The 25,892-nt window shown below is 66.6% G+C and carries 25 protein-coding genes and 3 tRNA genes; 18 read left to right on the forward strand and 10 right to left on the reverse strand.

The genetic code is table 11. The annotated features are described in order from the left end of the window. The first annotated feature begins 3 nt into the window (after positions 1–3). The 3 genes from edd to eda are packed head-to-tail and all read left to right on the forward strand — an operon-like array spanning position 4 to position 3,394. Positions 4–1,818, forward strand: a complete 1,815-nt coding sequence (gene edd, locus H0T81_RS10045; protein WP_294012560.1) for a phosphogluconate dehydratase — start codon at positions 4–6, stop codon at positions 1,816–1,818. After that, the gene (gene glk / locus H0T81_RS10050) at positions 1,815–2,786 is read left to right on the forward strand and encodes a glucokinase (protein ID WP_294012563.1); all 972 of its coding nucleotides are present in this window, start codon (positions 1,815–1,817) and stop codon (positions 2,784–2,786) included. Before edd ends, glk begins: the two co-directional genes overlap by 4 nt. Before the next feature lie 14 nt (positions 2,787–2,800). Further along, complete coding sequence (gene eda, locus H0T81_RS10055) at positions 2,801–3,394, forward strand: bifunctional 4-hydroxy-2-oxoglutarate aldolase/2-dehydro-3-deoxy-phosphogluconate aldolase (protein WP_294012614.1); 594 nt, start codon at positions 2,801–2,803, stop codon at positions 3,392–3,394. A gap of 13 nt (positions 3,395–3,407) precedes the next feature. Here eda and H0T81_RS10060 read toward each other — a convergent pair. From H0T81_RS10060 to H0T81_RS10070, 3 genes are all read right to left on the reverse strand, one after another. Continuing rightward, positions 3,408–3,484, reverse strand: a tRNA-Arg gene (locus H0T81_RS10060). A gap of 46 nt (positions 3,485–3,530) precedes the next feature. Continuing rightward, positions 3,531–3,606: transfer RNA gene (locus H0T81_RS10065), tRNA-Ala, on the reverse strand. 84 nt (positions 3,607–3,690) lie between these two features. Next, entirely contained in the window at positions 3,691–4,011 is a 321-nt protein-coding gene (locus H0T81_RS10070) for a TIGR02300 family protein (RefSeq protein ID WP_294012617.1), read from the reverse strand. A 151-nt stretch (positions 4,012–4,162) separates the two neighbouring features. Here H0T81_RS10070 and cmk point away from each other — a divergent pair, with 151 nt between their 5' ends. Both cmk and H0T81_RS10080 read left to right on the forward strand, forming a co-directional pair. Further along, positions 4,163–4,807 (forward strand): (d)CMP kinase, encoded by a 645-nt coding sequence (gene cmk, locus H0T81_RS10075; protein WP_294012620.1) that lies wholly within the window; start codon positions 4,163–4,165, stop codon positions 4,805–4,807. 72 nt (positions 4,808–4,879) lie between these two features. After that, a complete protein-coding gene (locus H0T81_RS10080) occupies positions 4,880–5,068 on the forward strand; it encodes a hypothetical protein (RefSeq protein ID WP_294012566.1) in 189 nt (62 codons plus the stop codon). Positions 5,069–5,198: 130 nt separating this feature from the next. Here the strand turns inward: H0T81_RS10080 and H0T81_RS10085 are convergent, their stop codons facing one another. Together H0T81_RS10085 and H0T81_RS10090 are read right to left on the reverse strand one after the other, a co-directional pair. Further along, positions 5,199–6,662, reverse strand: coding sequence for a L,D-transpeptidase family protein (locus H0T81_RS10085; RefSeq protein WP_294012568.1), 1,464 nt, complete (start codon positions 6,660–6,662; stop codon positions 5,199–5,201). A gap of 239 nt (positions 6,663–6,901) precedes the next feature. Continuing rightward, entirely contained in the window at positions 6,902–7,807 is a 906-nt protein-coding gene (locus H0T81_RS10090) for a YkgJ family cysteine cluster protein (protein WP_294012571.1), read from the reverse strand. A gap of 523 nt (positions 7,808–8,330) precedes the next feature. On the opposite strand from H0T81_RS10090, the gene H0T81_RS10095 reads away from it, so the two are divergent. The 8 genes from H0T81_RS10095 (at position 8,331) to H0T81_RS10130 (ending at position 15,647) form a co-directional block, all read left to right on the forward strand. Beyond that, complete coding sequence (locus H0T81_RS10095; RefSeq protein ID WP_294012574.1) at positions 8,331–9,038, forward strand: MIP/aquaporin family protein; 708 nt, start codon at positions 8,331–8,333, stop codon at positions 9,036–9,038. Positions 9,039–9,468: 430 nt separating this feature from the next. After that, complete coding sequence (locus tag H0T81_RS10100) at positions 9,469–10,236, forward strand: Crp/Fnr family transcriptional regulator (RefSeq protein WP_294012577.1); 768 nt, start codon at positions 9,469–9,471, stop codon at positions 10,234–10,236. A 364-nt stretch (positions 10,237–10,600) separates the two neighbouring features. Then, positions 10,601–10,948 (forward strand): response regulator, encoded by a 348-nt coding sequence (locus tag H0T81_RS10105; protein WP_294012580.1) that lies wholly within the window; start codon positions 10,601–10,603, stop codon positions 10,946–10,948. A 364-nt stretch (positions 10,949–11,312) separates the two neighbouring features. Continuing rightward, on the forward strand, positions 11,313–13,025 hold the full coding sequence (gene rpsA / locus H0T81_RS10110) for a 30S ribosomal protein S1 (protein WP_294012583.1): 1,713 nt from the start codon (positions 11,313–11,315) through the stop codon (positions 13,023–13,025). A 106-nt stretch (positions 13,026–13,131) separates the two neighbouring features. Beyond that, entirely contained in the window at positions 13,132–13,428 is a 297-nt protein-coding gene (locus tag H0T81_RS10115) for an integration host factor subunit beta (protein ID WP_294012586.1), read from the forward strand. Positions 13,429–13,521: 93 nt separating this feature from the next. Beyond that, positions 13,522–13,609 (forward strand) — tRNA-Leu (locus tag H0T81_RS10120). A gap of 143 nt (positions 13,610–13,752) precedes the next feature. Then, complete coding sequence (locus H0T81_RS10125) at positions 13,753–15,315, forward strand: EAL domain-containing protein (protein WP_294012589.1); 1,563 nt, start codon at positions 13,753–13,755, stop codon at positions 15,313–15,315. 107 nt (positions 15,316–15,422) lie between these two features. Further along, on the forward strand, positions 15,423–15,647 hold the full coding sequence (locus H0T81_RS10130) for a hypothetical protein (protein WP_294012592.1): 225 nt from the start codon (positions 15,423–15,425) through the stop codon (positions 15,645–15,647). A 76-nt stretch (positions 15,648–15,723) separates the two neighbouring features. Here the strand turns inward: H0T81_RS10130 and H0T81_RS10135 are convergent, their stop codons facing one another. The 3 genes from H0T81_RS10135 to H0T81_RS10145 form a co-directional block, all read right to left on the reverse strand. Continuing rightward, positions 15,724–16,905, reverse strand: coding sequence for a glycosyltransferase 87 family protein (locus H0T81_RS10135; protein WP_366474218.1), 1,182 nt, complete (start codon positions 16,903–16,905; stop codon positions 15,724–15,726). A 104-nt stretch (positions 16,906–17,009) separates the two neighbouring features. Beyond that, a complete protein-coding gene (locus H0T81_RS10140; RefSeq protein WP_294012595.1) occupies positions 17,010–18,323 on the reverse strand; it encodes an MFS transporter in 1,314 nt (437 codons plus the stop codon). Between the two features lie 57 nt (positions 18,324–18,380). After that, a complete protein-coding gene (locus H0T81_RS10145; RefSeq protein WP_294012597.1) occupies positions 18,381–19,484 on the reverse strand; it encodes a transcriptional regulator in 1,104 nt (367 codons plus the stop codon). A gap of 84 nt (positions 19,485–19,568) precedes the next feature. Here H0T81_RS10145 and H0T81_RS10150 point away from each other — a divergent pair, with 84 nt between their 5' ends. From H0T81_RS10150 to katG, 3 genes are all read left to right on the forward strand, one after another. Beyond that, positions 19,569–20,132: a hypothetical protein gene (locus H0T81_RS10150; RefSeq protein ID WP_294012600.1), complete on the forward strand. Its 564-nt coding sequence runs from the start codon at positions 19,569–19,571 to the stop codon at positions 20,130–20,132. 53 nt (positions 20,133–20,185) lie between these two features. Then, the gene (gene pgsA / locus H0T81_RS10155; protein ID WP_294012603.1) at positions 20,186–20,755 is read left to right on the forward strand and encodes a CDP-diacylglycerol--glycerol-3-phosphate 3-phosphatidyltransferase; all 570 of its coding nucleotides are present in this window, start codon (positions 20,186–20,188) and stop codon (positions 20,753–20,755) included. Positions 20,756–20,868: 113 nt separating this feature from the next. After that, positions 20,869–23,109: a catalase/peroxidase HPI gene (gene katG, locus H0T81_RS10160; RefSeq protein ID WP_294012605.1), complete on the forward strand. Its 2,241-nt coding sequence runs from the start codon at positions 20,869–20,871 to the stop codon at positions 23,107–23,109. 15 nt (positions 23,110–23,124) lie between these two features. Here katG and H0T81_RS10165 read toward each other — a convergent pair whose 3' ends face one another. Next, positions 23,125–24,069: a hydrogen peroxide-inducible genes activator gene (locus H0T81_RS10165; RefSeq protein WP_294012607.1), complete on the reverse strand. Its 945-nt coding sequence runs from the start codon at positions 24,067–24,069 to the stop codon at positions 23,125–23,127. Positions 24,070–24,126: 57 nt separating this feature from the next. Then, positions 24,127–24,903, reverse strand: coding sequence for a sulfite exporter TauE/SafE family protein (locus H0T81_RS10170; protein WP_294012609.1), 777 nt, complete (start codon positions 24,901–24,903; stop codon positions 24,127–24,129). A 131-nt stretch (positions 24,904–25,034) separates the two neighbouring features. Here H0T81_RS10170 and epsC point away from each other — a divergent pair, with 131 nt between their 5' ends. Beyond that, positions 25,035–25,736 (forward strand): serine O-acetyltransferase EpsC, encoded by a 702-nt coding sequence (gene epsC, locus H0T81_RS10175; RefSeq protein WP_294012611.1) that lies wholly within the window; start codon positions 25,035–25,037, stop codon positions 25,734–25,736. After that, a partial coding sequence (locus H0T81_RS10180) for a DUF2794 domain-containing protein (protein WP_294012626.1) occupies positions 25,733–25,892 on the forward strand: 160 nt, incomplete at its 3' end. The genes epsC and H0T81_RS10180, both read left to right, overlap by 4 nt.

The following is a 25,892-nucleotide window of genomic DNA, read 5'->3' on the forward strand; positions in this document are numbered from 1 at the left end:
AAAATGACGCTCAATGCAACCGTGGCCCGGGTCACCGACCGGATCATCGAGCGATCGAAACCGAAGCGTCGGCGCTACCTCGAGCTGATCGCCGAGCAGAAGGAGCGGGGCATCGGCCGGCCGCGCATGTCGTGCGGCAATTTCGCCCATGGCTTCGCCGCCGCCGGCGACGACAAGGACCGCATCAAAACGATGAGCGGCCCCAATATCGGCATCGTCTCCGCCTACAACGACATGCTCTCGGCGCACCAGCCGTACGGACGCTACCCCGAGCAGATCAAGATTTTCGCCCGCGAGGCCGGGGCAACCGCCCAGGTCGCCGGCGGCGTTCCGGCGATGTGCGACGGGGTCACCCAGGGCCAGCCGGGCATGGACCTGTCGCTGTTCAGCCGCGACGTGATCGCGATGGGGACGGCGGTCGCGCTGAGCCACGGAATGTTCGACGCCGCGGCGCTGCTTGGCATCTGCGACAAGATCGTCCCGGGGCTGCTGATCGGGGCGCTCCGGTTCGGGCATTTGCCGGCGCTTCTGATTCCCGGCGGGCCGATGCCGTCGGGCTTGCCGAACAAGGAAAAGCAGCGCGTCCGGCAGCTGTTCGCCGAAGGCAAGGCGAGCCGCGACGAGCTGCTCGAGGCGGAGTCGAAGTCGTACCACAGCCCTGGCACCTGCACCTTCTACGGCACCGCCAATTCCAACCAGATGATGATGGAGCTGATGGGGCTTCACATCCCCAACGCGGCGTTCGTCAACCCGCAGGACCCGTTGCGCCAGGCGCTGACCCGGGCCGCCGTCCACCGGCTGGCCGAGCTGGGCCGCGACGGCGCTCGGCCGCTGGGCGAGGTGGTCGACGAGAAAGCCGTCGTCAACGCGATGGTCGGGCTTCTGGCGACCGGCGGCTCGACCAACCACGCGATCCATTTGCCGGCGATCGCCCGGGCGGCGGGCATCAGCGTCGACTGGGAGGATTTCGCGATGTTGTCGTCGCAAGTGCCGCTGATCGCGCGCATCTACCCCAACGGCGCTCGCGATGTGAACGACTTCCACTCCGCGGGCGGAATGGCGTTCGTCGCCTCGACCCTGCTGTCCCAGGGCCTGATCCACGCCGACACCCTGACCGCGGGCGCCGACGATTTCAGCGCCTACACCGCCAACCCGGTGATCGAAGGCAACGCATTGGCGTGGAAGCCCGCCGGTGACAGCCTCGACCTCGACATGCTGCGCCCGGTTTCCGACCCGTTCCTGCCCGATGGCGGAATGAAGCTGGTCGCGGGCAACCTGGGCCGGGCGATCTTCAAGACCAGCTCGGTCGAGGCCGACCGCTGGACGATCGAGGCGCCGGCGCGCTGCTTTTCCGATCAGAACGAGGTGCTCGAGGCGTTCAAGGCCGGCGAGCTCGACCGTGACATGGCGGTCGTGGTCCGCTTCCAGGGCCCGCGCTCGAACGGCATGCCCGAGCTGCACAAGCTGACCCCGGCGCTCGGCGTCGCCCAGGACCGCGGCCACCGGGTCGCGCTGATCACCGACGGGCGCATGTCCGGCGCCAGCGGCAAGGTTCCCGCGGCGATCCACGTCTCGCCCGAAGCGCTGCCCGACGGGCCGCTGGCGAGGATCCGGGACGGCGACCTGATCCGGCTGTGCGGACACGACGGACGGCTGGAAGCGGTCGGAGTGGATATCGCCGCGCGCGAACCGGCGCCGGCGCCGGCGCCGCCGCTCGGCACCGGGCGCGAGCTGTTCGCTCTGATGCGCCGCTATTGCAACGACGCCGAGGCCGGCGGCTCCGCGATGCTCGCGGAAATGGACCTCGAACTCGCATGAGCCGGACCATTGCCGTCGCCGACATCGGCGGCACCCACGCGCGGTTCGCGCTGGCCCAAATCGATTCAGGCCACGTCGTCGCACTGGGCGAGCCGGTGACCCTGAAGACCGCCGAGCATGCGAGCTTCCGAACCGCCTGGGAGGAGTTCGGGCGGCAGGCGGACGGCGATCTGCCCGACGCGCTCGGAATGGCGTTCGCCGGGCCGGTCGGCGGCGAGCTCTTAAAGCTGACCAACAACCCGTGGGTGATCCGCCCGGCGCTGATGGAGGAAAAGCTCGGGGTCACGCGGCACCTCATCGTCAACGATTTCGGTGCGATCGCCCACGCGGTGGCTGAATTCGGCGCCGAGCATTTTCTCCATGTCTGCGGACCGGATCTGGAGCTGCCGCGCGAAGGCGTGACGACCATCGTCGGACCCGGCACGGGCCTGGGGGTCGCGCAATTGCTGATCGACGGCGAGCACCGCCACGTGATCGAGACCGAGGGCGGCCATGTCGATTTTGCTCCGCTCGACAGCCTCGAAGACCAGATCCTCGCCCATTTGCGGCGCAGCTTTCGCCGAGTCTCGGTCGAGCGGATCGCCAGCGGCTCGGGCCTCGTAAACACCTACACCGCGCTGGCCGCGATCGAGGGCCGGGCGGTGACCCCGCCCGAGGACAAGGCGCTGTGGAGCGCCGCGCTCGAGGGCAGCGATGCGCTCGCCTCGGCGGCGCTCGACCGCTTCTGCCTGGCACTGGGAGCGGTGGCCGGCGACCTTGCGCTGGCCCACGGCGCCAACGGAGTCGTCATTGCCGGTGGCCTCGGCTACCGGCTCCGCGACCATCTCCACAAATCGGGCTTCGACGACCGCTTCATCGCCAAAGGCCGCTTCGAGCGGCGCATGGAGGCGATTCCGGTCAAGCTCGTTACGCATCCGCAGCCCGGGCTGTTCGGCGCAGCGGCAGCCTTCGCCCAGGCCTATCGGTGACCATCGACGAGATCATGCGCAAAGCGCCGGTGATCCCGGTGCTGGTGCTCGACGGCTCGCTCGACCCGGCCACCCTGGCGGAAACGCTGGTCGAGGCCGGCCTTCCGGTAATCGAGGTGACCTTGCGAACCCCGCACGCACTGGATGCGATCCGGGTCATGGCCGGCGTTTCGGGTGTGATCGTCGGTGCCGGGACCGTTCTCAATGCGGGCCAGCTGGTCGCCGCTGCGGAGGCGGGTGCCCGCTTCATCGTTTCGCCGGGCCTGACCGAGCCGCTGGCCGACGAAGCGATCTCGAGCGGCGTGCCGTTCCTGCCCGGGGTGGCGAGTGCCGGCGACATCATGCGCGGGCTCGACCTCGGGCTCGACCGCTTCAAGTTCTTTCCGGCGGCAAGCTCGGGCGGAATCCCGGCGCTGAAGGCGCTCGCCGGGCCGTTCGGCGACGTGCGCTTCTGCCCGACCGGGGGAATCACGTCCGAAAGCGCGGGCGACTGGCTGGCGCTCGAGGCGGTGCACTGCGTCGGCGGCAGCTGGCTGGTCGGCCGCGGTGAGACGGACCTATTGGCCGTCGCCGAGCGCGCCCGCCAAGCCGCGGCGCTTGCCTCTTAGTAGCGCCGGGCGCTGGCCCGCTCCGAGGGGCTCGAACCCCCAACCTCCGGGTTCGAAGCCCGGCGCTCTATCCAGTTGAGCTAGGAGCGGAACAAGCTCGGCAGTGGCCTCCGCGGGGGCGGCCAGCGTGGACGGATGGTGGAGCCGAGGGGGATCGAACCCCTGACCTTCGCAATGCCATTGCGACGCTCTCCCAGCTGAGCTACGGCCCCGTCCGACAAGCGCTTTTAGGCGAACTTGTCTCTCCTGAAAACTTGAAAATCGAGCGCCTGTGCAGCGCTCCCGACCGCTGGAGCCTAGCTTTCGTCTTCCTTGGCCTCGGTTTCGACTCCGAGATCGTCGTCGCCGGTGGTGAGGTCGACCTCGTCGTCGGCCGACGGCTCCTCGTCCTCGTCGATCGCCAGATCCTCGGCTTCGAGATCGGTCTCGGCAACGGGCTCCTTGGCGACCGGAGCGGCCGGCTCGAACGGCAGCGGCTGCTTGGACTTGAGGATCGGCTCGGGCACCCATTCATTGCCGCATTCGATGCAATGGACCGGATCGTCCTTGCCGAGATCGTAGAAGCGGGTCGAGCACTTGGGGCAAGTGCGCTTGGCGCCCCATTCGGGCTTCACCATGGTGAGTTTCACTCCAGTTTCGGGTTCGGTCCGGAAGGCCTGAAGGGAAGCCCGGCACCGTGCGGCGGGCGCCTTGCCATAGGCTTGGAGCCCTGTCAAAGCGCGGTGCTTGAACGAGCACTACGACAACGAGAACGTGGCTGCGGAGCGGATTCTGATCGCTGTCGACGGACCCGCGGCGAGCGGCAAGGGGACCATCGCCCGGGCGCTCGCCAGCCACTTCAAGCTGCCGCACATGGACACCGGAATGCTCTACCGAGCGGTGGCCCTGAACCTGTGGCGCTGGGGCGGCGACCCTTCGAGCGAGTTCGAAGCGCTGCGGGGGTGCGACGTCGCCGCGGTCGACCCGGCGGACGCGGAATTGCGCAGCGAAGCGGTGTCGAGCATCGCCTCGCGGATTTCGGCCTACCCGTCGGTCCGCGCCGCGCTGCTCGACCGCCAGCGGCAGTTCGCCGGCCAGCCGGGCGGGGCGGTGCTCGACGGCCGGGACATCGGCACGGTGGTCGCTCCGGAAGCCGACGCCAAGCTGTTCGTCACCGCCGCGGCCGAGGTGCGGGCCCAACGGCGCGTCCGCGAGTTGCTCGAGCGCGGGCTGCCCGCCCATTACGAGGACGTGCTGACCGACATCCGGGCCCGCGACGAGCGCGACACGAACCGCCAGATCAGCCCGCTCGCCCAGGCGCACGACGCCGACTTGCTCGACACCAGCGGGCTCGACATCGATCAGGCGATCGCCGAGGCGATCCGGCTGGTCGAGCGGCGCCTGGCGGCGCGCTTGTCCACCCAACAAACGTAAATTTAACAACTGTCGGCCCGCGGACTCGGGGAACGCCGGGATTTCGGCTATCGAACGGCTCGGGGGTGGGGCATGCCCGAGTACAAGCTTTACTGTCTCGACGGGGCGAAGCGGATCGCCCGCGCCGCCGACGTGCTTCGAGCTGAGAGCGACGAGCAGGCGGTCGCGGCCGCCCGCGGCCTCGGCAGAGCGAGCGCATGCGAGATCTGGCAGGGGCGGCGGCTCGTCGCGACGATCCCGAGCGCCAAGCCGAGCAAATGAAGCGCTCGCTCAGGGCTTGCGACGAACCGCCCAGATCAGCGTCGACAGGCTGGTGATGAACGCGGCAAGCCCGACCAGAACGGGCGCATCGATAACAAGCATAGGGGCGACTCCGTAGGAGCCTTGTTCCCTATTTGTTTCCTATCCGCAATAGGCAGATGCCTATCCTAGATTGCATTCCTAGTGCGGAGCGGCCGTGGCGTCCGCCCCGCCGGCGGCCGCGGTGGAGCCTGGCGCAGGGACCAGCGGTTCGATCGCCGCCAGCCCCGTTTCGGCCTTGGGGTCGAGCCCGTAGATATCCTTGGTGAAGGCCAGCCGGCCATCGTCCGCCAGCGCGGTCACATAGGTGATGTAGACCGGTACCGGCCTGGGCAGCCGGACCGACTGCTCGGGCTGTTCGGACGGCGGCACCGGTTCGGACCCGAGCAGCCAGCGGCCGAGCCGATTGGCGGACCCGCACGCAGCCGAGGCTGAAGGTCCGCTGGTCCTTGGCGAACAGACCCCGGTGCGGAGTGTCGTGGAGGTAGATGCCAAGGTCGTTGACGAAGCCGAACTTGATCGCGCCCATCATGTTGTTGGGGCCAGGCAGCTGGCGGATGCGCGCTTCGACCGTGCCTTCGGCGACCGCCTTCCAGTCGACGCTGTCGGGCGCAACGACGGTCGCCTGAGTCGACCAGTCCGACACGACTTCGTAGCGCGCGGCGCGCAGATAGGCGGTGCCGCGCTTGACGACCAGCGGCGCGACCGCCCGCTGGGCGACGTCGGTCGGGATATTCCAGTATGGATTGAAGGTCGCGTAGTGGATGGTCCCGGCGAGCATCGGCGTGGGAGTGTCGCGCCGGCCGACCACCACCTTCATCGTGTCGACCACCCGCCCGTCCTCGTACACCGACAATTGCTGGGTGGCGGCGTTGACGGCGATGAAGCGGCCGGTCGCCGGGAACACCCGCGCGCGCTCGAGATTGGCCGTCAGCCGGGCGTCGGGAGCCGGGCCCCCTTCGAGGCGCATGCGGTCCCACGCCGCGTCGCGGATTTGCGCGTAGACCGGGTTGATCGACGACACCGCCCGGACGTGCTCGGCCAGCGACGGCGCCTTGAGCGCTTCGGCGAGCACCTGGTGCGGCAGCGGAAGGCGCGGCGCCAGCGCCGGGTCGCCCCACGTCATGCCGCGGATGGGCGACTTCAGAGCGCGCACGTATTGCACCCAGACCGCGGACAGCAGCTTGTCCGCGTCGACCAGCGCGGACGGCCGGGCAGCGGGCGGCGCGGACAGGATATTGGGCTGGGCTTGGGCAATCGCGCTCTCGACCAGCCGGGCGAGCTCGGGACCGTTGGCGAGCCCGTCGAGCGTCGCGCGCTCGAGGATCGCCGGCAGCAGCTTCGCGGCCTCGAGCGACGCGGAGTCGCGCAGCCAGATCGGCGCATTGGCGCGCTGCTGGTAGTAAATGTTGACCGCCGGGCTCGCCGGAAGCGGCGCGAAGCTCACCAGCGCGGGGGTCAGGCTGGCGGACGCGGGAGCCGGATTTTGCGAGGGCGTTTGGGCGATGGCCGGCGAAGCGCCGCACAGCAGCGCCGCCGCGATCAGTCCTGGCATTCGCGGCCCCGCTCGCACCTCGATCGGCTCCCTTCGTCCTCGCCCGGTTTCAACGCGGCCCGCCGCGCCGCGGCCCCATGAATTCGAAAATAGTCGCCATTCCCTAACGGGTTGTGACTTGCGGGCCACGGCGGCGAAGGCTCGCCCGCTGGGTTGGCGAGCCATCCGGCGCTTGTGGGTTTCGCGAGCTTCGGTCCCCAGCCGCAAGTCCAATGTCCGCATTGGGTGGAAAGCGGACATTAGTCATTCAGGACAATGGCGTGGCCGACATGCAGGTGGTTTTGGTACTCCGCTCGCATCCCGGCGAGGGTTTCGCGTGCATCTGGCGAGCACCTGCTAGCCGCGAGATCCCGGTCGATTACGGTTAGCTGAAGCTTGATGAGCCTATTGCATTCCTCCGAACCAATCAGTCCAACATCGGCAGCAATCTGCCAGGCCAAGCTCATCGACGTTGTCGTAGCTCCGAAGTGCGCTCCGGCTTCGACCTCCTGCAGCCTCGGCAGCGTGCCCGGTCCCTGAGTTCCGGCCTTCATTCGTCGGACGATTGCCTCGCTCCAGCGGCGGTCGCGCTCCACCATCGCAATGGCTTCCGACCGAGCTGTCTTCATGTCCGAAGCGACGATCTGACCGTTTTTTAGAACGATTGGCGCAGTCTCGCTGGTGTCGCAGCCATAGCCGGTCGTCTCAACGAAGGCCTTGAGGCCACTCTCTGCCAAGGCTTCGGCGCGTGAGTAGTGGAACGGTACCGAGCGGCAGCTCAGTGGCCGCCGATCATAGATGCCGCAGCGCTCCCCGTTCAGGGCGCTGCAGGCCCCAAGCCTCGTGTCGAGCGCGAGCGCAGAGATCATGAAGTACTTCGTATACTCGACCGCTTTCCGATCACGCCGCACCTTCACCGAAGACTGGTGTGCGGCAAAGGCACTCAGGAGGCGCTTCTTTTCATAGAAAACCGCCCTCGCATTCGCCGCGTCCTCGCTCGGTGCGACATAGTCGCTTAGCTGACGCGGCAGCCAGTAGAGGCGGAACATGAGCCTGAGCACAAAGACGTCCGCAAGGGCCGCCGCTTCCGACAGCTCGACCTCGGGTGACCGATTGCAGCACATGCCACATTGGGTGCAGGCAAAACGCTGTACTGCGAGTTCCACTCTCAGCTTCCCCTAGTGAGATGAGGTTTGCACGAGAGTCGAATGTCCGCAATGGTCGGGAGCAGGCCCAGCCGCCATGCCGCTATCGATGGCTAGCAGATCATTGCAAATCGGGTCTTTTGAACCCACGGTGACTTAGATGACGAGGTAACGAATTGTCTTTGCTTCTCCTCCTCGTGGCTCAAGCTATAAGCTCGGCTCCCCCCGAAAGGATTGTTTTGACCATTCCACAGCCGTGCGAAGCGCGGCGCTCGTCTAACGAGGAAATTGTAGTCTGCGCCCCCCGAACCGATGGTTCGAGCCCTTACCGCATCAACCAACCGCCTGCACCGCAGCCGCAGGTTCCGAAGGCCGAGGTGCAACTTGCCACTGGGGTTAGCGCCAGCGCTGAAACAGAGCAGGCTGATGTGGGTGGTTTCCCGTCCAATCGACTGATGGTTCGGCTCAAGATCAAGTTCTAGGCCGACACGGCAAGTGTCGCTTTGGGTGGAAAGCGGACATTTTCGGCCGCATAGGCGCGAGCATGAAATACTCACTGGTCCAGCGGCTTTCCGCGGAGGCGATCGGCACCGGGCTGCTTGTCGCGACGGTGGTCGGTTCCGGGATCATGGCCGAGACACTGGCGGGCGGGAATGTCGCCGTCGCGCTGCTCGCGAACAGCATCGCCACAGGAGCGATCCTGTTCGTCCTGATCACCGCGCTCGGACCGGTCTCCGGTGCTCACCTCAATCCGGTCGTGAGCACCGTTTTCGCGCTCAGGCGGGAGATTGGCTGGGCTAAGGCCGGCGCCTTTGTCGCGGCGCAGATCGCCGGCGGCATCAGCGGGACCCTGCTCGCTCATGTGATGTTCGATCAACCATTGATCCAGCTATCGGGGCACGCCCGCACGGGCCTGGGGCAATGGCTGTCCGAGACTGTTGCCACTTTCGCGCTGGTGCTGACGATCCTCGGGACGCTCCGCTCGCGGCCGGAATCCGTGCCGGTTGCTGTCGCGCTGGTCATCGTCGCGGCCTACTGGTTCACCGCTTCGACGTCCTTCGCCAATCCAGCAGTGACGATCGCTCGGTCGTTCTCGGACACGTTCACTGGGATCGCGCCGTCGAACGCGCCGCCGTTTGTCATCGCCCAGTTCATCGGCGGCCTGACCGCCTGGATCGTTTCAGAGCGTCTGTTCGGTTGGACCCCGACCAAGGGCGAGCAGCCCTCGCTCTCGGGATCGCTGGAGCAATAAGGCGTGATGGTCTCGGATGTCCGCAATGGGTGGAAGACGTGATCGATGCCAACAGCGATTCGGAGGCGATGCGCCTGACTCGAAAGTTGCGGAGCGGCCGCTATGAGCTTTGGCACCAGAACCGACGGGTGCTGACTTCCAAGCCTGCTGCGCAAGCCCGACCCATTCTCCATCTGCGTGCACAGGCCTCCCACTAGTCCCAAGATCGGTCCGGCCCTTCGAGCCTGACGTCTGCCGTGCGGGTACTTTGTCGAGTTCTGGAAGATTCCCTTTCCGCCTAACTTATTGAAATTCTTAAATCTGTTGCCGATTGATCGGGACTCCGCGCGCGACATATGTTATAGTGATGAGATTGCCACTCGGACTAACCGGGCTGTGGCGACTGAGAGATTCTTCGAGCTCCCGCCCTTATCGACGCGGGAGACAAGCCGTGACGGCTTTCAACACACAACAGCTCAACGGATCCGGGCTCGAGCCGATGGTCCGCAAGCTCGAATATCGCGGGAAGTTCAGCGACGCTGACCGCGCCGCGCTGCTCGGCTTGCCCCACGTCGTCAAGACGATGGAGAACAATCACTACATCGTCCGCGAGCGCGACAAGACCACGCATTCCTGTTTGATGCTGGCCGGCTTTGCGGTCCGTCACAAGATCGTCGCCGGCGGGCATCGCCAGATCGTCGCCATCCACATGAAGGGGGAGATGGTCGACCTCCAGAACTCGCTGCTTGGGACCGCCGACCACAGCGTCCAGATGCTGACGGCCGGCAAGGTCGCATTGATCCCGCGAGAGGAGATCGTCCGCATTGCCTTTGAGCGTCCGGCAATCGGCCAGGCCATGTGGCTGGACACCCTCGTAGACGGCTCGATCTTCCGCGAGTGGATCGCCAATGTCGGCCGCAGGGATGCGCGCACTCGCATTGCGCACCTTTTTTGCGAGTTCGGGATGAGGCTGCAGCACGCGGGACTGGCCGAGCAGACCGGCTATGCAATGCCAATGACCCAGGAGCAGCTGGGCGACGCGACCGGGCTGACCTCGGTCCACGTCAACCGGACGATCAAAGCGCTCGAAGCGGACGACCTCATCACCCGCAGCACCCCGCGGGAGATCATTATCGGGGACTGGAAGAAGCTCGCCGCCGCCGGCGACTTCGACAGCGGCTACCTGCATATGAGAGAGGACGATCCGGTGCTCGCCTGATCGATGCGTCGAGTGGCCCGGCTTGCACCGCGAATGTCCGCTCCGGGCCGGCGGCAGCCATTTCGCTAGCCGCGCCGTCCGGCAGGCCTTCGCACTCGGCAGGTCCCGGCCGGGCGATGCCGATTGCCGGTCCACCGATCTTCGGCGAGTGCGTGCCGCCCTAGCAAAATCGCGCCGTCACGCGGCCCGCGACAGGTGCGACACGAAGGTCGCGCGGGTGACGTCGACGGTCAGGCCCCCCCATCGCGGCTGGCGCGGGCAGAACCGCTTCAGATTGGATCAAGTATATCTTGCCGACAGCAAAATATGTTAAAGTTGTCCGCCTAACCTCCGGCATCGCGATTTTTTCGAATGGAGTGATGCCGTGCATGCCTTGATTATCGAGGACGAGGTTATGATCGCCGCGGCCATCGAATTTGTGCTCCGGGATTGCGGGTTCGATTCATTCGACGTCGCGTCGTCGAGCATGGCGGCGATCCGTGCCGCCGCCCGGCGCTGTCCAGACCTGATTACCGCCGACGTCGCCCTGGCCGCCGGAGACGGCATTGAAGCCGTCCGGATCATCTGCCGCGGGCCCTCGATCCCGGTGATCTTCATCACCGGACAGCCGGCCGCCGAGGTCCGGCAACAAATGTCCGACTATCCGGTGCTCACCAAGCCGTTTTCCGAGCAGACCCTGACCTACACCATCGCCGCCTCGCTGGACCGCTGATCCAGGTTTCCCTTTGAGCTGGCGCATGCCGCGCCCTCTGGCGGTTCGCCGGCCCCGGCACGCTGCAGGCCCCGACCCTTGCTCCTGATCCCCCCTTCGCATATAGGCCGCGCCGTCCGGCGGGTGCTTAGCGCTCGCGGCAGCCCGTCTCTTTGGCGAGCGCGTGTGGTGTTCGGGACGAACCGGCACTGCGACGCGCTTTTTGTCATGGAGGCCGGGGCCGCGGCCCAATCCATCCGACGGATGCCTCCTCGGCAATGGGGCCGGGGGCGGCGGCATGGGTTTGACCAAGTCCGCAGAGGAAAGCCGGCCCGTCGCCGGCTGCGCGGCCGACGTTCAACGAATTTCAGGAACACGGAATTTTATGGCGACCACGGTATTTCCGACCCGCGACGATTTTGAAGCCCTGCTCAACGAGAGCCTCGGCGGCGAGAACGAAACCTTCGAAGGCAAGGTGGTCAAGGGCACCGTCACCGGCATCGAGAACGATCTCGCGGTGATCGACGTCGGGCTGAAATCCGAAGGACGCGTGCCGCTGCGCGAGTTCGCGGCGCCGGGGCAGAAGGCGGACCTGAAGGTCGGCGACGAGGTCGAGGTCTATGTCGACCGGGTCGAGAACAGCGCCGGCGAAGCGATGCTCAGCCGCGACCGCGCTCGCCGCGAGGCCGCGTGGGACAAGCTCGAGAAGGAATTCGAGAAGGGCGAGCGGGTCGAGGGGATCATCTTCGGACGGGTCAAGGGCGGCTTCACGGTCGACCTCGGCGGCGCCGTCGCCTTCCTTCCGGGAAGCCAGGTCGACATCCGCCCGGTGCGCGACGTCGGGCCGCTGATGGACCTGCCCCAGCCTTTCCAGATCCTCAAGATGGACCGCCGCCGCGGCAACATCGTCGTATCGCGCCGGGCGATCCTGGAAGAAACCCGCGCCGAACAAAGATCGGGCCTGATCCAGAGCCTCGCCGAGGGCCAGGTGATCGAGGGCGTGGTCAAGAACATCACCGACTACGGCGCGTTCGTCGACCTCGGCGGGATCGACGGCCTGCTGCACGTCACCGACATCAGCTACAAGCGCGTCGGCCACCCGAGCGAAGTCATCAACATCGGCGACACGGTCAAGGTGCAGATCGTCCGGATCAACCGCGACACGCAGCGCATCAGCCTGGGCATGAAGCAGCTCGAGAGCGACCCGTGGGACGGAGCGGCGGCCAAATATCCGGTCGACGGCACATTCCGCGGCCGGGTGACCAACATCACCGAATATGGCGCCTTCGTGGAACTGGAACCCGGCATCGAGGGGCTGGTCCACGTGTCCGAGATGAGCTGGACTAAGAAGAACGTCCACCCGGGCAAGATCGTCAGCACCAGCCAGGAAGTCGACGTCAAGGTGCTCGAGGTCGACGAGGAGAAGCGCCGGATCAGCCTCGGGCTCAAGCAGGCGCAGTCGAACCCGTGGGCCGATTTCGCCGAGAAGCACCCGGTCGGATCGACCGTCGAGGGCGAGGTCAAGAACGCGACCGAGTTCGGATTGTTCGTCGGCCTCGACGGCGATGTCGACGGAATGGTCCACATGTCGGACATCGCCTGGGGCGTGTCGGGCGAGGAGGCGCTGCAGCTCCACCACAAGGGCGAGACGGTCAAGGCGCAGGTGCTCGACGTCGACGTCGAGAAGGAGCGCATCAGCCTGGGCATCAAGCAGCTCGAGCGCGGCGGGGTCGCGGCCGGCGGCGGCAAGGGCGGCTCGGGCGGAGTCACCAAGGGCGAGACGGTCACCATCTCGGTCCTCGAGGTCCGCGACGGCGGGCTCGAGGTACAGGTCGGCGACGACGGACCGACCGGCTTCGTCAAGCGCACCGATCTCGGCCGCGACCGCGACGAGCAGCGCCCGGAGCGCTTCCAGGTCGGCCAGAAGCTCGACGCGATGGTGATCGGCTTCGATCGGTCCAAGAAACCCAATTTCTCGGTCAAGGCCCTGCAGATCGCCGAAGAGAAGCAGGCGGTCGCCCAGTACGGGTCGTCGGATTCGGGCGCCTCGCTCGGCGATATCCTCGGCGAGGCGCTGAAGCAGGCGAAAAAGGAGTAGGCGCCGGCTGGAATCGGTTGCGCAAACAGCGCTTTCCTGACAGCCTATGTTCAATCGGCCGGTGCGACGGGGAGCGCCGAAGGCCACCTTTAAAAGCGGGGACAGGATGATCCGTTCTGAATTGGTCCAGAAGCTGTGCGCCGATTTTCCCGGCCTGACACAGCGTGAAGTCGAAGGCGTCGTCGGAGCGATCTTCGATTCGATCACCGAGCAGCTGGCCAACGGCGGCCGAGTCGAGTTACGCGGTTTCGGGGCGTTCTCGACCCGCCAGCGCGACGCGCGGGTCGGCCGCAATCCGCGGACCGGGGAATCGGTCGACGTCGACGCCAAGCGCGTGCCCTATTTCAAGCCGGGCAAGGAAATGCGCGAGCGGCTCAACCTGCAGGACGTCACCGCCCAATAATCGGACCGGCGGCTGCTCGCTTAGCTGCCTCAATCTAAAGAAACGCTCGGGCGGCGAGTTGCACATCGCCGCTGGAAGCGCATGATCGCGAATGCGGACGTGGCGGAATGGTAGACGCTGGAGACTTAAAATCTTCTGCCCGGATTAGGGCGTGCGGGTTCGAGTCCCGCCGTCCGCACCATCGCCAGCTCCCCTGTCCCAGACAGGGTGCGCGCGCAATCCCTCCAAATCGGAGACAAATTGTTAAGCCTGATCGGTTAACCGGCAGATGTGTCGAGTGAAACTGGCCTTCCAGGTGCCGAGGGGACCAAGACCGCGCCCCCGTTGAGCGCGCGCCGCGATGCGGTGATGCTGGCCGTGCTGATCATCGCCGTCGTGCTGCTGATCTGGAACGGGAGCACCTTCTTCCGGCAAATCAGCGCGGTGGGCGCCGACCTTGGCCGCGAGGCCCGGACGGCAAGCATCGCGCTGACCCTCAACGTCGCTCTGATCCTGTTCGGCTGGCGCCAATATGTCGACCTGCAGCATGAGGCGGAGCGTCGCGCGGACGGCGAACGGCGGGCGGCGGTCCTCGCTTCGACCGATTCCCACAGCGGCCTTCTCAACCGCAAGGGATTTGCCGACCGCGCCCAGGTGCTGGCAGAGCGGGCTTGCCGGCTCGGGCTCGACCTGGCGATCATCTCGATCCAGATCAACCGCTTCAAATCGATCAACGAGCGCCACGGCTACGACGTTGGCGACAGCCTGCTGCGCTCGATCGCCGCGGCGATGACCGAAGCGCTCGGCGAGGGCGCCGAGATCGCTCGGCTGAGCGGCGACGAATTCGCCGTCGCGCTGGCCGTCGATCCCGAGAAGCCCGGTGACGCCGAGCACTCCGCCGAGGCCGCGATGCACGCGGTCACGACGGTGTTCACGATCGACGACCGGGTGATCCAGGTCGGGGCGTTCGCCGGAATTGCCTGGGCGCCGGCCGTCGACGTCCGGATCCCCGACCTCCTGCGCCGCGCCGACATCGCGATGGAGCACGCCAAGAGCGGCCGCTCGGCCCGGCCGGTGTGGTTCGATGCGGGCATGGAGCGGGCGCTGATCGCCCACGGCGAGATCGAGCAGGGGATCCGCTACGGCCTCGAGCACGACCAGTTCGTCCCCTTCTTCGAGCCGCAGCTCGACCTCGAGACCGGCGAGATCGTCGGCTTCGAAGTGCTGGCGCGCTGGATTCACCCCCTTAGCGGCACCATCCAGCCCGATGTCTTCATCCCGGTCGCCGAAGAGCTCGGATTGATCGGGCGCCTGTCGGAAAAAGTGATCGCCGATGCGCTTGCACAGGCCGTGGACTGGGACCCCAAGGTCAAGATTTCGGTCAACATCTCGCCGATCCAGCTGACCGACGCCTGGCTTGCCCAGCGCATCGTCAGGCTGCTGACGGAAACCGGTTTTCCAGCCGACCGGCTGGTGGTCGAGATCACCGAAAGCTCGCTGGTCACCGACATCGACCTCGCCCGCTCGATCGTCACCAGCCTCAAGAACCAGGGCGTCCGACTGGCGCTCGACGATTTCGGAACCGGCTTCTCGTCGCTGTCGCACCTGCGCTCGCTGCCGTTCGACGTCATCAAGATCGACCGCAGCTTCGTCGCCAACATCCATTCGAACCGCGAGAGCGTCGCCATCGTCCGGGCCGTGACGACTCTCGCCAGCGCGCTCAATGTCCCGGTCTGCGTCGAAGGCATCGAAAGCGAAGCCGCCCACGCCGCCGTGCTCGGGCTCGGCTGCGCGGTCGGCCAGGGCTGGTATTTCGGCAAGCCGATGCCGGGCGAGCAGGCGGCGGAAATGCTGGTTCAGCGCGGGCATCAGGAACCGCAAGCGCCGCGCACCGCCGCGGCCGGCTGAATCCTCCAGCAGCGACGCATGCTCCCTGTCCCACGCCGGGACGGATGGGACCCGTTGCGTCCAAAACGGTGTTGTTGGCGTGGTAAAAACCGGATTAAGACTTTCGCATGGCTACCACCCGGCCCGCCACCGCGCTCGCAAGCTCGAGGCTCCGATTTGCCCGCTCTTCCATCGGACGCGCGGCGCCGATCGATCCGCGCCGTTTTGGAAAGCGCGCGCCGGTTCACGGCGAAGCGCAGGCGCTCCCCGCGAGCAACGCGCACGATGACCTGCGCCTGTTCGCCGCGACCTTCGCGGCCGGCTTCCTGTTCGTGTCCGTCTTGATCGTCTAGCGCCCGATCGTCGGGGCCGAGGCCGACCGGCTGAACGATCCGCCGTCCGACAAATCGTTAGCGGTCGAGAGCAGGATCAGGGCCCGGGTGCATGGCGCGCCGACAGCAAGTTGTCGTTCCCCGCAGCTACCGCATCAGGTCTCGATCGCAGATGGAAAACCGCTGCTGCAAGCAGTGCAATACCGCCGGCGGTCAGCAGGTCTGACTTGAGGCGTGTCGCCATCCAGAACCCGTCCATCGACGGCTCCGCTAGAAAGGCCATCTTGGCGAGGCCGGGTGCGCTCCACGTCAGAACGAGCGACAGAAGCAGAAGATTCCTGCTCGGGCCCTTGCCCAACAGCGGCAGCAAAAGCAGGCAGGTGAAGAACAGAATGAAATCATAGGCGTGCAGTTGCGCCATGCTCAGCAGAGCGGCGACCGAGACCATCCAAAAGCTGACGACGAAGCGGTCACGTTCTGCCTCAGGGCTGCGCCGCAACAGCAATTCCGCGGTCGCCCAAGCCGCAACCAGCGCGGCGACAGCGGGAATCCCGATCCCCAGATAGGCAAACAGATGCGGCAGGCCGCTGTTGTGGATCGGCCAGTTCCACGGCGACTGGCCATAGAGCTGGAGGTTCTGCAGCAGGTTGCGAGCGCTCTCCACCGTTGCTCCGAAGCCGAGCGTGAACAGGAGCGGCAGGCACGCGATGGCGGTTACCAAGAGCGCGAGTCCGGCAGCCGCCCGGGTCTCCCGCCTCGTCGCCATCAGAGCCAAGAAAAGCAGTCCGATCGGCGGCTTCAATAGCAGGACGGCGAGGCCGGCGACTTGGGTCGGGCGGCGATTGTCAGTCAGCCCGGCAATCAGCAGTGCGAAGCCCAGCAGCACGAACAGGCCTGTCTGGCCCAGCCTCAGCACATTCTCCATGATGTCGGAAGTGAACGCGCATAGAATGAACAGGCAGGCCGGCCACAGCCACCTTCCAGCCGCCAGACGCGCGGCGCTCCTGACGAGAAGGGCGCATGCAGCCGCCGCGGCAGCGAGGTTCAGCAGTTTCCAGGCCAGGACAGCGCTGCCGGTTTTCAACGCCGCGAGCGGAACGGCGATGATCCACCAATTGGGTGGATAAGCGAACACGGTCGCGTCCGGCGCCAGGAGGCCCGCTCCGGCAGCGAGAAATCCAGGGCCGTAAGGGTCGAGGCCGGCGCCCCACATTCGGCCGGCGACGAGGATATAGGTAAAATCGACCAAGTTCGCGGCCTTGAGCGCTCGCGTGATCATCAGCGCGGAAGCCGCAGAGATGAGGGCGAGCGCGATCCACCGTTCCGCGCGCCGCCTGGCGTTCGGCGCCGGGCGAGCCCCGGTGGGCGCCCGATCTGCCGCCTTCAATTGCACGCCTTATGGAGCTTCCAGCCGATCCAGGCGGCGACGGCGCTGGCCACCGCGACGATCAGCAAACTGTCGGCGACGGTCACGCCGAGCTGCACCGCGATCGTCAGGATCAGGGTCGCGGCGACCATCATTCCGGCGTTGACGATGTTGTTGGCGGCGATCGTCCGAGCGGTTTCCGACTTGGGCACGGTGGTCGTCAGGAATGCGTAGAGCGGCACCACGAACATGCCGCCGGCGATCGCCACCCCGAGCAGGTCGACGACCACCATCCAGCTGTTGGGAAGAGCGAGGAACTGGCCGATGTCGTGGAGCTCGCCGCCGTTCGCCGGCCAGGTCCGGACCCGGCGGTAGAGGTCGAGGACGAACAGCCCCATGGCGAGCGCCGAGGCTGGCGAGTATTGAGCGCCGACGCGGCCCTTGAGCAGCCGGTTGACGGCGACCGAGCCGATCGCGACTCCGATCGAGAAGACGGCGAGGAACAGGGTCGCGACCGTCTGGTCGGAGCCGAGGCTGTTCTTGACCAGCGGCGGGAACTGGGCGGCGAGCACCGCGCCCATCGACCAGAAAAAGCTGATCGCGACGATCGCCAGGAACAGGCGCTTTACGTGCAGGGTCGCGCTCACCAGCGTGATCGACGCGCGGATGATGTGCCAGTCCATGCCGCGCTTGGGAAAGCCCGGGATTTCGGGCTCTTGCGACGGCGGGGCCGGTGGAACGAAGCCGCCGGCGATTCGGCCGATGACGGCGACCGCGAGCACGGCCAGCGCCGCCCATTCGGCATGGAAACTGCCGTCGGCGCGCTCGACGACGAGGATTCCGCCGAGCAGGGTACCGCCCAGGATCGCGATGTAGGTGCCGGCCTCGACCAGTCCGGTGCCGCCGAGCACCTCGTCCTTGTGCAGATGCTGGGGCAGGATCGCATATTTGATCGGGCCGAAGAAGGTCGAGTGCACGCCCATCGCGAACAAGGCGGCGAGCAGCAGCGGCACGTTGTGAAACAGCAGTCCGGCGGCTCCGAAGATCATGATCACGATCTCGGCCGTCTTGACGATCCGGATGATGACCGCCTTGTCGTTGGCGTCGGCGAGCTGGCCGGACAGCGCCGACAGGAGGAAGAAGGGGAGGATGAACAGCCCGCCGGCGATCGCGCTGAAGGTCGCTTCCTGGGTCGCGTCGCGGTAGATGCCGTAGATCACCAGCATGACCATCGAGGTGCGGAACAGATTGTCGTTGAACGCGCCGAGGAATTGCGTCGTGAAGATCGGCAGGAAGCGGCGAGTGCGGACGAGGTGAAGCGCGTCGTGCATCAAAATGCGCGGGACGAAGGCCGCATCTGCGGGAAACTCATTGCCGCCGTGTAGCGGCTAGCGCTGAAGCGGCAAGGGTTGGGCCCGGCTCGGTTGCCGACCGCCCGCGGCCAGGCTGCGCCGCGCCAGGACCATCGCGCCGACGATGCATCCGCCGAACAGCATGCCCTCGAGAGCGCCGGTCACCATTTGGCTGACGGGGCCGAAGCCGCGTTCGCCGAACAGCCCGCCGACCGGGTCGAGGCGCAGTCGCGAGTCGGGGAAATGGCGGGCGAGCAGATCGAGGCTGCCGCCCATCAGCCGGCCGCCGGCCAACGGGATGAGGATGCCGGCGGCGCCCCCGGCCACGGCGGCGTAGCCGGCGCCGCGCCGGGGCGAGATCGAACCCGGGCTCGCAAGCCAGGCCCCGAAGCCGACCGCGCCGCCGAGCATCGCCCCCTCGGCCGCGCCGGTGATGTCGCCCGGCGACTGGCCAAGCAACAGGTTGAACGCGTCGAGCCCGAGCAGCTTGACGATGCCGCCGACGAGCATCCCGCCGATGGCGCCGCCGACGATGGTCCATAGCGAGGAGTGGCCGGGCGCGAAGCCGGCCGCGGCGATCCCGAAGCTGACCCCGGCACCCCCCATCAGCGCGGCGGCGATGGTCAGCCACATCAGGACCAGCAGGACCGAAGCCGCGCCCATCTCGGGCGCCAGCGGCTGCGAGGCGGCGGCGAAGCCGTAGAACAGGCCGCCGATGACACCCGCGAGCCCGGCCCCGAGGGTCCCGGCGCCGCCGATCATCAGCAACTGCCGCCAGCCGTAGCCCTTCCCAGCGCCCGCCGGAGCTCTCGCGCCGTCGCCGGCCCGCTCGACCGGGGCGATGAACCGGTAGCCGTGCTTGGGGACGGTCTCGATGAACCGCGGCCTCGCCGCGTCGTCACCGAGCCTGCTTCGGAGGGTCTTGATGCATTGCGTGAGCGCCTCGTCGGTGACCGGGACGCCGCTCCAGACTTCGTCGAGGAAGCGGTCCTTCGAGACGAGCTTGCCGGCGTCGCTCACCAGCAAGGTCAAAGCGTCGAGATAGCGGGCATTGAGCTCGACCGGCGCCCCGTCGCGCCTCAGCTGGCGGTCGCGGGGATCGAGAGTGAAGCGCTCGAAGCGAAAGCCGCCGGATTCCATTTTTCAGCAAAACCTCAGGAGTTGCTCATGCCGTCCAACACGGCTTGTGCCAATCTCACCTCGTTGATCAATGGAGACAAGGCAATGGCACATCGGGCCGAACATGAAGGCGGGCGCGGCTGGAGCGCGTGGCGAATCGCCGGGTGGAGCATCCCGGTGCTGCTGCTGATGCTGCCCGCGGTGGCGATGCAGTTCACTTCGGAGGTCAACTGGACCGCGAGCGACTTCGTCTTCGCCGCCGTGCTCTTCGGAAGCGTCGGGCTCGCCTTCGAGCTCATCGTCCGCAAGTCCGACAGCCTCGCCTACCGGTTCGGGGCCGGGCTCGCGGTCGTCGCGGCCTTCCTCACCGTCTGGGTCAACGCGGCCGTGGGAATGATCGGTTCCGAGGACAATCCGTACAATTTCGTGTTCGGTGGGGTGCTCTTCATCGCTCTGATCGGAGCGCTCCTCGCTCGCTTCGAGCCGGCCGGAATGGCGCGCGCGATGGCCGTGACCGCGGTCGCGCAAGTCGTGGCGGGCGCGATCGGACTCACCGCCGATCCGCGCAGCGCAGTGTTCAGCATGGGCTTTGGCGGGCTGTGGCTGCTGTCGGCGGCGTTGTTCTGGAACGCGGCGCGCGAGCAAGGTCCGGCGGGCTCGGCGCGATAGCTTGACCAGGCGGCTTTTGCCGCCGCCCCAGTTTCGCGTAGAGGGCGGGGTCGATGTTGTCGCTGCCGAACCTGCTGACGCTGTCGCGCATCTTCGCGGTGCCGATCCTGGTGTTCCTGCTGTGGCGGCCGACGCCGATCGGCTATGCGTTCACCTTCGTCCTCTACTGCATCGTCGGGATCACCGATTATTTCGACGGCTATCTGGCAAGGGCGCAGGGGCGAATCTCGAGGCTCGGCCAGTTCCTCGACCCGATCGCCGACAAGATCATGGTCGCGGCGGTGATCGTCATGCTGCTCGCCTCGCGCCGAGCCAACGGCGAGCCGCCGATCATCCAGGACCTGCACGTCATCCCGGCGCTGATCATCCTGTTGCGCGAGATCATCGTTTCGGGCCTTCGCGAGTTCCTCGCCGAGGTGCGGGTCGGGGTGCCGGTCAGCGCGCTCGCCAAGTGGAAGACGACGCTGCAGCTGGTCGCGCTTGGAGCGCTGATCCTCAGCGGAGCGCTGCCGACGCAGCCGTGGGTCCACGACGTCGGCCTCGCAAGCCTGTGGGCGGCGGCCGGGCTGACCCTGATGACCGGCTACGACTACCTTCGCATCGGCCTGCGCCACATGGATTGAGTACGGCCACTAATCGATTTTTCGCATCGTGCTGACCAAGTTTAATCGTTTCCGTCGCTCGTCCGGCGCGCCTAAAGCACGCTTGAGCACCCACATTCAGAGAGGCCAGAAACATGGACGCAAAAACCGGCGAATCGATGGGATGTCCGGCAGACCGCCCAACCACGGTGCGCTCGCTGCTCGGCAGGCAGAACCGCGAATGGTGGCCCGAGGCACTCCCGCTCGAGGTCCTCAACCAGGGGGGCCTGTCTCCCGATCCGATGGGCGAGGAGTTCGATTACGCCGGAGCATTCAATGCGCTCGACTATCAGGGGCTCAAGGACGACCTGAAAGCGCTGATGACCGACAGCCAGCCGTGGTGGCCGGCCGACTACGGACACTACGGACCCTTGTTCATCCGCATGGCCTGGCACGCCGCAGGCACCTACCGCACCGGCGATGGGCGCGGCGGCGCCAACAGCGGCCAGCAGCGCTTCGCCCCGCTCAACAGTTGGCCCGACAACGGCAACCTCGACAAGGCGCGGCGCCTGCTGTGGCCGATCAAGCGCAAGTACGGAAAGAACATCAGCTGGGCCGACCTGTTCATCCTCGCCGGCAACGTCGCGATCGAGTCGATGGGCGGACCGATCTTTGGCTTCGGAGGTGGGCGCAAGGACGTGTTCGAGCCGGAGCGCGACATCTACTGGGGCGCCGAGGAGAAGTGGGTCAACGAGGGCTCCGAAACGCGCATCCAGCCCGACCGGGAGCAGGAGCTCGAGCATCCGCTGGCGGCGGTCCAGATGGGCCTCATCTACGTCAATCCCGAAGGCCCGGGCGGAGTCCCCGACCCGCTGCAGTCGGCCCGCGACATCAAAATCACCTTCGAGCGGATGGCGATGAACCACGAAGAGACGGTCGCGCTCACCGCAGGCGGCCACACCTTCGGCAAGGCGCATGGCGCCGGCGATCCGAGCCTGGTCGACGCGTCGCCGGAGGCCGCCGACATCGCCTTGCAGGGGCTCGGCTGGGCGAGCGCCCATGAAAGCGGGCTGGGCGAGCATACGATCACCAGCGGCATCGAAGGATCGTGGGTGAACACTCCCACGCAATGGTCGGAAAACTATTTCCGGCTGCTGCTCGACTATGAATATGAGCTGGTGCGCAGCCCCGCCGGCGCCCAGCAGTGGCAGCCGATCGACCAGCGCGAAGAAGACATGGCCCCGGCCGCGCACGACCCGTCGAAGCGGGTTCCGACGATGATGACGACGGCCGACATGGCGCTCAAGATGGACCCCGAGTTCCGCGCGATTTCGGAGAAGTTCCGCAACGATCACGAGGCCTTCAAGGACGCCTTCGCGCGTGCCTGGTTCAAGCTGACCCACCGCGACATGGGGCCCAAGGTCCGCTACCTCGGCCCGGAGGTCCCCAACGAGGATCTGATCTGGCAGGATCCGGTGCCGGAGGGCAAAGCGCCGTCAAATTCGGAAATCGACGGCTTCAAGTCGAAGATCCTCGACGCCGGCTTCACCGTCGGCCAACTGGTCAAGACTGCCTGGGCCTCGGCGTCGACCTACCGCAGGTCCGACCATCGCGGCGGCGCCAACGGTGCGCGCATCCGCTTGGAGCCGCAGCGCAACTGGGCGGTCAACGAGCCCGAGGAGCTCGGCAGGATCCTCGCCAGGATCGACGAGCTGCGCGGGTCGATCTCGTTCGCCGACGCGATCGTGCTCGCGGGCACTGCGGCGGTCGAGAAGGCCGCGCGGGACGCCGGCTTCGACGTCGAGGTTCCATTCACCGGGGGGCGCGGCGACGCGACCCAGGACTGGACCGACGTCGAGAGCTTCGCGGTGATGGACCCGGCCGCCGACGGCTTCCGCAATTATTTGAAGACCAAGCATTCCGTGAAGACCGAGGAGCTGCTCCTCGACCGAGCTTCACTGCTCGGACTGTCGGTGCCGGAAATGACGGTGCTGCTCGGCGGGCTGCGAGTGCTTGGAGCCAACCACAAGGACGCTCCGGAAGGAGTCTTCACCAACCGCAAGGGACAGCTGACCAACGACTTCTTCGTCAATCTGCTCGACAACGACATGTTCTGGAAGGTGGTCGACACCAGCGCCGACGAGGAGTTCATCGGCTACCACCGCGGCGGCAATCACGAGAAGTGGCGGGCGACCCGGACCGACCTCATCTTCGGTTCGAACAGCCAGCTTCGAGCGGTCGCCGAAGTCTATGCCGAAAAGGGCCATGAGGAGAAGTTCGTCCGCGACTTCGTGCACGCCTGGACCAAGGTCATGAACGCCGACCGCTTCGACGTCCCGCAGAAATCGGACAGCGTCGAGCCGATCGGAATCGCCGAGCCGGCGATGGCGAAGTAGCGGAGCCCGGCTTCGTCAGCTTTCGGCCACCGCCAGCCGCGGAATGACCGTTCGGCTGATCTGGCGCAGGCTCTCGGCGAGCAGCTGGAACTCCTCTTCGCGGGGGCTCGAGCGGCGCCAGACGAGCGCAATCCGGCGGTAACCGCGATCCGAGCGCAGCGGCCGAGCGTCGACCCGCGTCCCGCCGAGGATTCCGGCCTCGATCGCCATTGCCGGCACGAAGGTCAGGCCAAGCCCGTTGTCGACCATCTGCACCAGCGTGTGCAGCGAGGTGCCCATCATCGCCGCGTCGGCGCGCAGCTCGGGCCGGTTGCACGCCGCCAGCGCATGGTCCTTCAGGCAATGGCCGTCCTCGAGCAGAAGCAGCCGGTTCTCGTCGATCGCCGCGGCTTCGACCGCGCCGCCATGCGCGATTCCCACTGGCGCCTCGCCGCTCGGGAAGGCGACGAACAGGCGATCGTCAAACAGCAGCGCGGTGTCGACGTTGCCGCAGGCGTAGGGCATCGCCAGAAGCACGCAATCGAGCTGCCCGCGGTGCAGTGCATCGCACGCAGCCTGGCTCGCCTCCTCGCGAAGGAAGACCTTGAGGCTGGGCCATTGCTCACGCAGCTGCGGCAGCATCGCGGGAAGCAGGAACGGGGCGATGGTCGGGATGACCCCCATGCGCAGCTCGCCGTGGAGCGGCTGGCCTTGGGCCCGGGCCATGTCCGCCAGCTCCTCGGCCTCGCGCAGCACTCGGCGCGCCTTGTCGGCGATCTTCGAGCCCAGTGGAGTGAAGCGGACGACCCGCCGGGTCCGCTCGACCAGGGTCACCCCGATCAGCGCCTCGAGCTCGCGAAGGCTCGCCGACAGCGTCGACTGGGTGACGAAGCAACTCTCGGCCGCCTTGCCGAAATGGCCGTAGTCCTTGAGCGCGATCAGATATTGCAGCTGGCGGATGGTGGGCAGGTAAGTGGTCATTGGCGCTTCCGATCGATCGCGCCGGAATAAGCGCCTGGAGCGATTAATTCCAGAGCGTCAACGCAGGGCCGCCCACAATCCCATGCCGCTGGTCACCGTCAGCACGATTCCGACCATCACCAGCATCGGGCGCGCCGGAACGCGCTTGGCGACCCAGCCACCGAGCGGCGCTGCGGCGACTCCACCGATCAACAGCCCGACAGCGGCAGTTCCGAAGGCCGAAAAGCCGATGGAGACGAGAAAGGCTCCCGAGATCGCCAGCGCCAGGAACAGCTCGGAGGTATTGACGGTGCCGACCACCTTGCGCGGGTTGGCTCCCTGCACCAGCAGGTTGCTGGTCACCACGGGCCCCCAGCCGCCGCCGCCCGCCGCATCGAGGAACCCGCCGGCAAAGCCCAGCGGCTCGACGATTTTCGGGCGTTTTTCGACCGGCGGCGCTCGGAGCGCCCGGACGAGCAGGTAGACGCCGATCGCGGCAAGATAGGAGAGCACCACCGGCTTGGCGATCGACGCATCCATGTTCGACAGCAGGACCGCGCCGATCACCCCGCCGACCATCCCGGGGAGAAGCAGCCGCCAGAACAGCCGCCAATCGACGTTGCGGTGCGCGACATGGCTGATCGCCGACACGGCGCCGGTGAAATTCTTGATGATATGGACGCTTGCCGACGCGGCCGCCGGCGGGACTCCCAAGCTGATCAGAAGCGTGTTGGAAATGACGCCGAACGCCATTCCAAGCGCCCCGTCGATCAATTGAGCGACGAACCCGACGAGGATGAAGGTGAGCAGGAGCCCGGGCTCCGCCGCAAGTGACGGGAAAATCTCGCTCTCCACCCTGTTTGAGCCGCGCGATTTGCCCAAGCCTGCACCTGCCCGCAAGCGAAACCGCAGGCGGCGGGTCCGGAACGACTGGCATTTCGGGTCGCTCGCACCTAAATTGCCGGGGCAAGGCGCAAGGGGATCGAGTGATTTCAGGGCTTGTCGAGTATCTGGATTCGGTCAAGGCCCGCGACCCGGCGGCGCACTCGCGCTGGGAGGTGCTGCTGTACCCCGGCGTCCTCGCGCTGGGAATGCACCGCATCGGCCATTGGCTGTACGGAGGCCGGCTCTATTTCCTCGCCCGGGTCGTCAATCATCTGGCGCGCTTCCTGACCGCGATCGATATCCATCCCGGCGCGAAGATCGGCCGCAACTTCTTCATCGATCATGGCTTCACGGTGATCGGCGAAACCGCCGAGATCGGCCACGACGTGACCATTTACCAGAATGTCACCCTGGGCGGCACCAACCCGTCGACCGGGGTCGGCGGCAAGCGCCATCCGACGCTTCGCGATCGGGTGGTGGTCGGTTCCGGCGCCCAGATCCTCGGACCGGTCGAGGTCGGCGAGGGCGCCAAGGTCGGCGCCAACGCCGTGGTCACCAAGGATGTCGCGCCGAGCGCGACGGTGGTCGGCATCCCGGCGCGGCCGGTGCCGGTCGACACCGTCCACTACAGCCCCGGTTTCGTTCCTTATGGGACTCCGTGCGCCGAGGAATGCGATCCGGCGCGAATCCGAGTCGGTGAACTGGAGCGCGAAATCGAAGAGCTGCGCGGCGAAATCGAGGCGATCAAGCGGACTCGCCAGCCGGCCGGCAAGGAGCCGGCAGCGAAGGCGAAAAGCGCTTGAGCGTCGTCGCGCCGTTCCCGCACCCACGGGACCGGCGCCTGATCGCCAGCTTCGACCGCCGCGAGCTCACCCGCATCCTCGATCTGTACGGCCGGATGGTCGCGGCTGGTCATTGGGGGGTTTTGGATTTATTATTATCAGCGGACGCGGCGGTGG

Source organism: Sphingomonas sp. (assembly GCF_013812825.1).
GTDB lineage: Bacteria > Pseudomonadota > Alphaproteobacteria > Sphingomonadales > Sphingomonadaceae > Sphingomicrobium.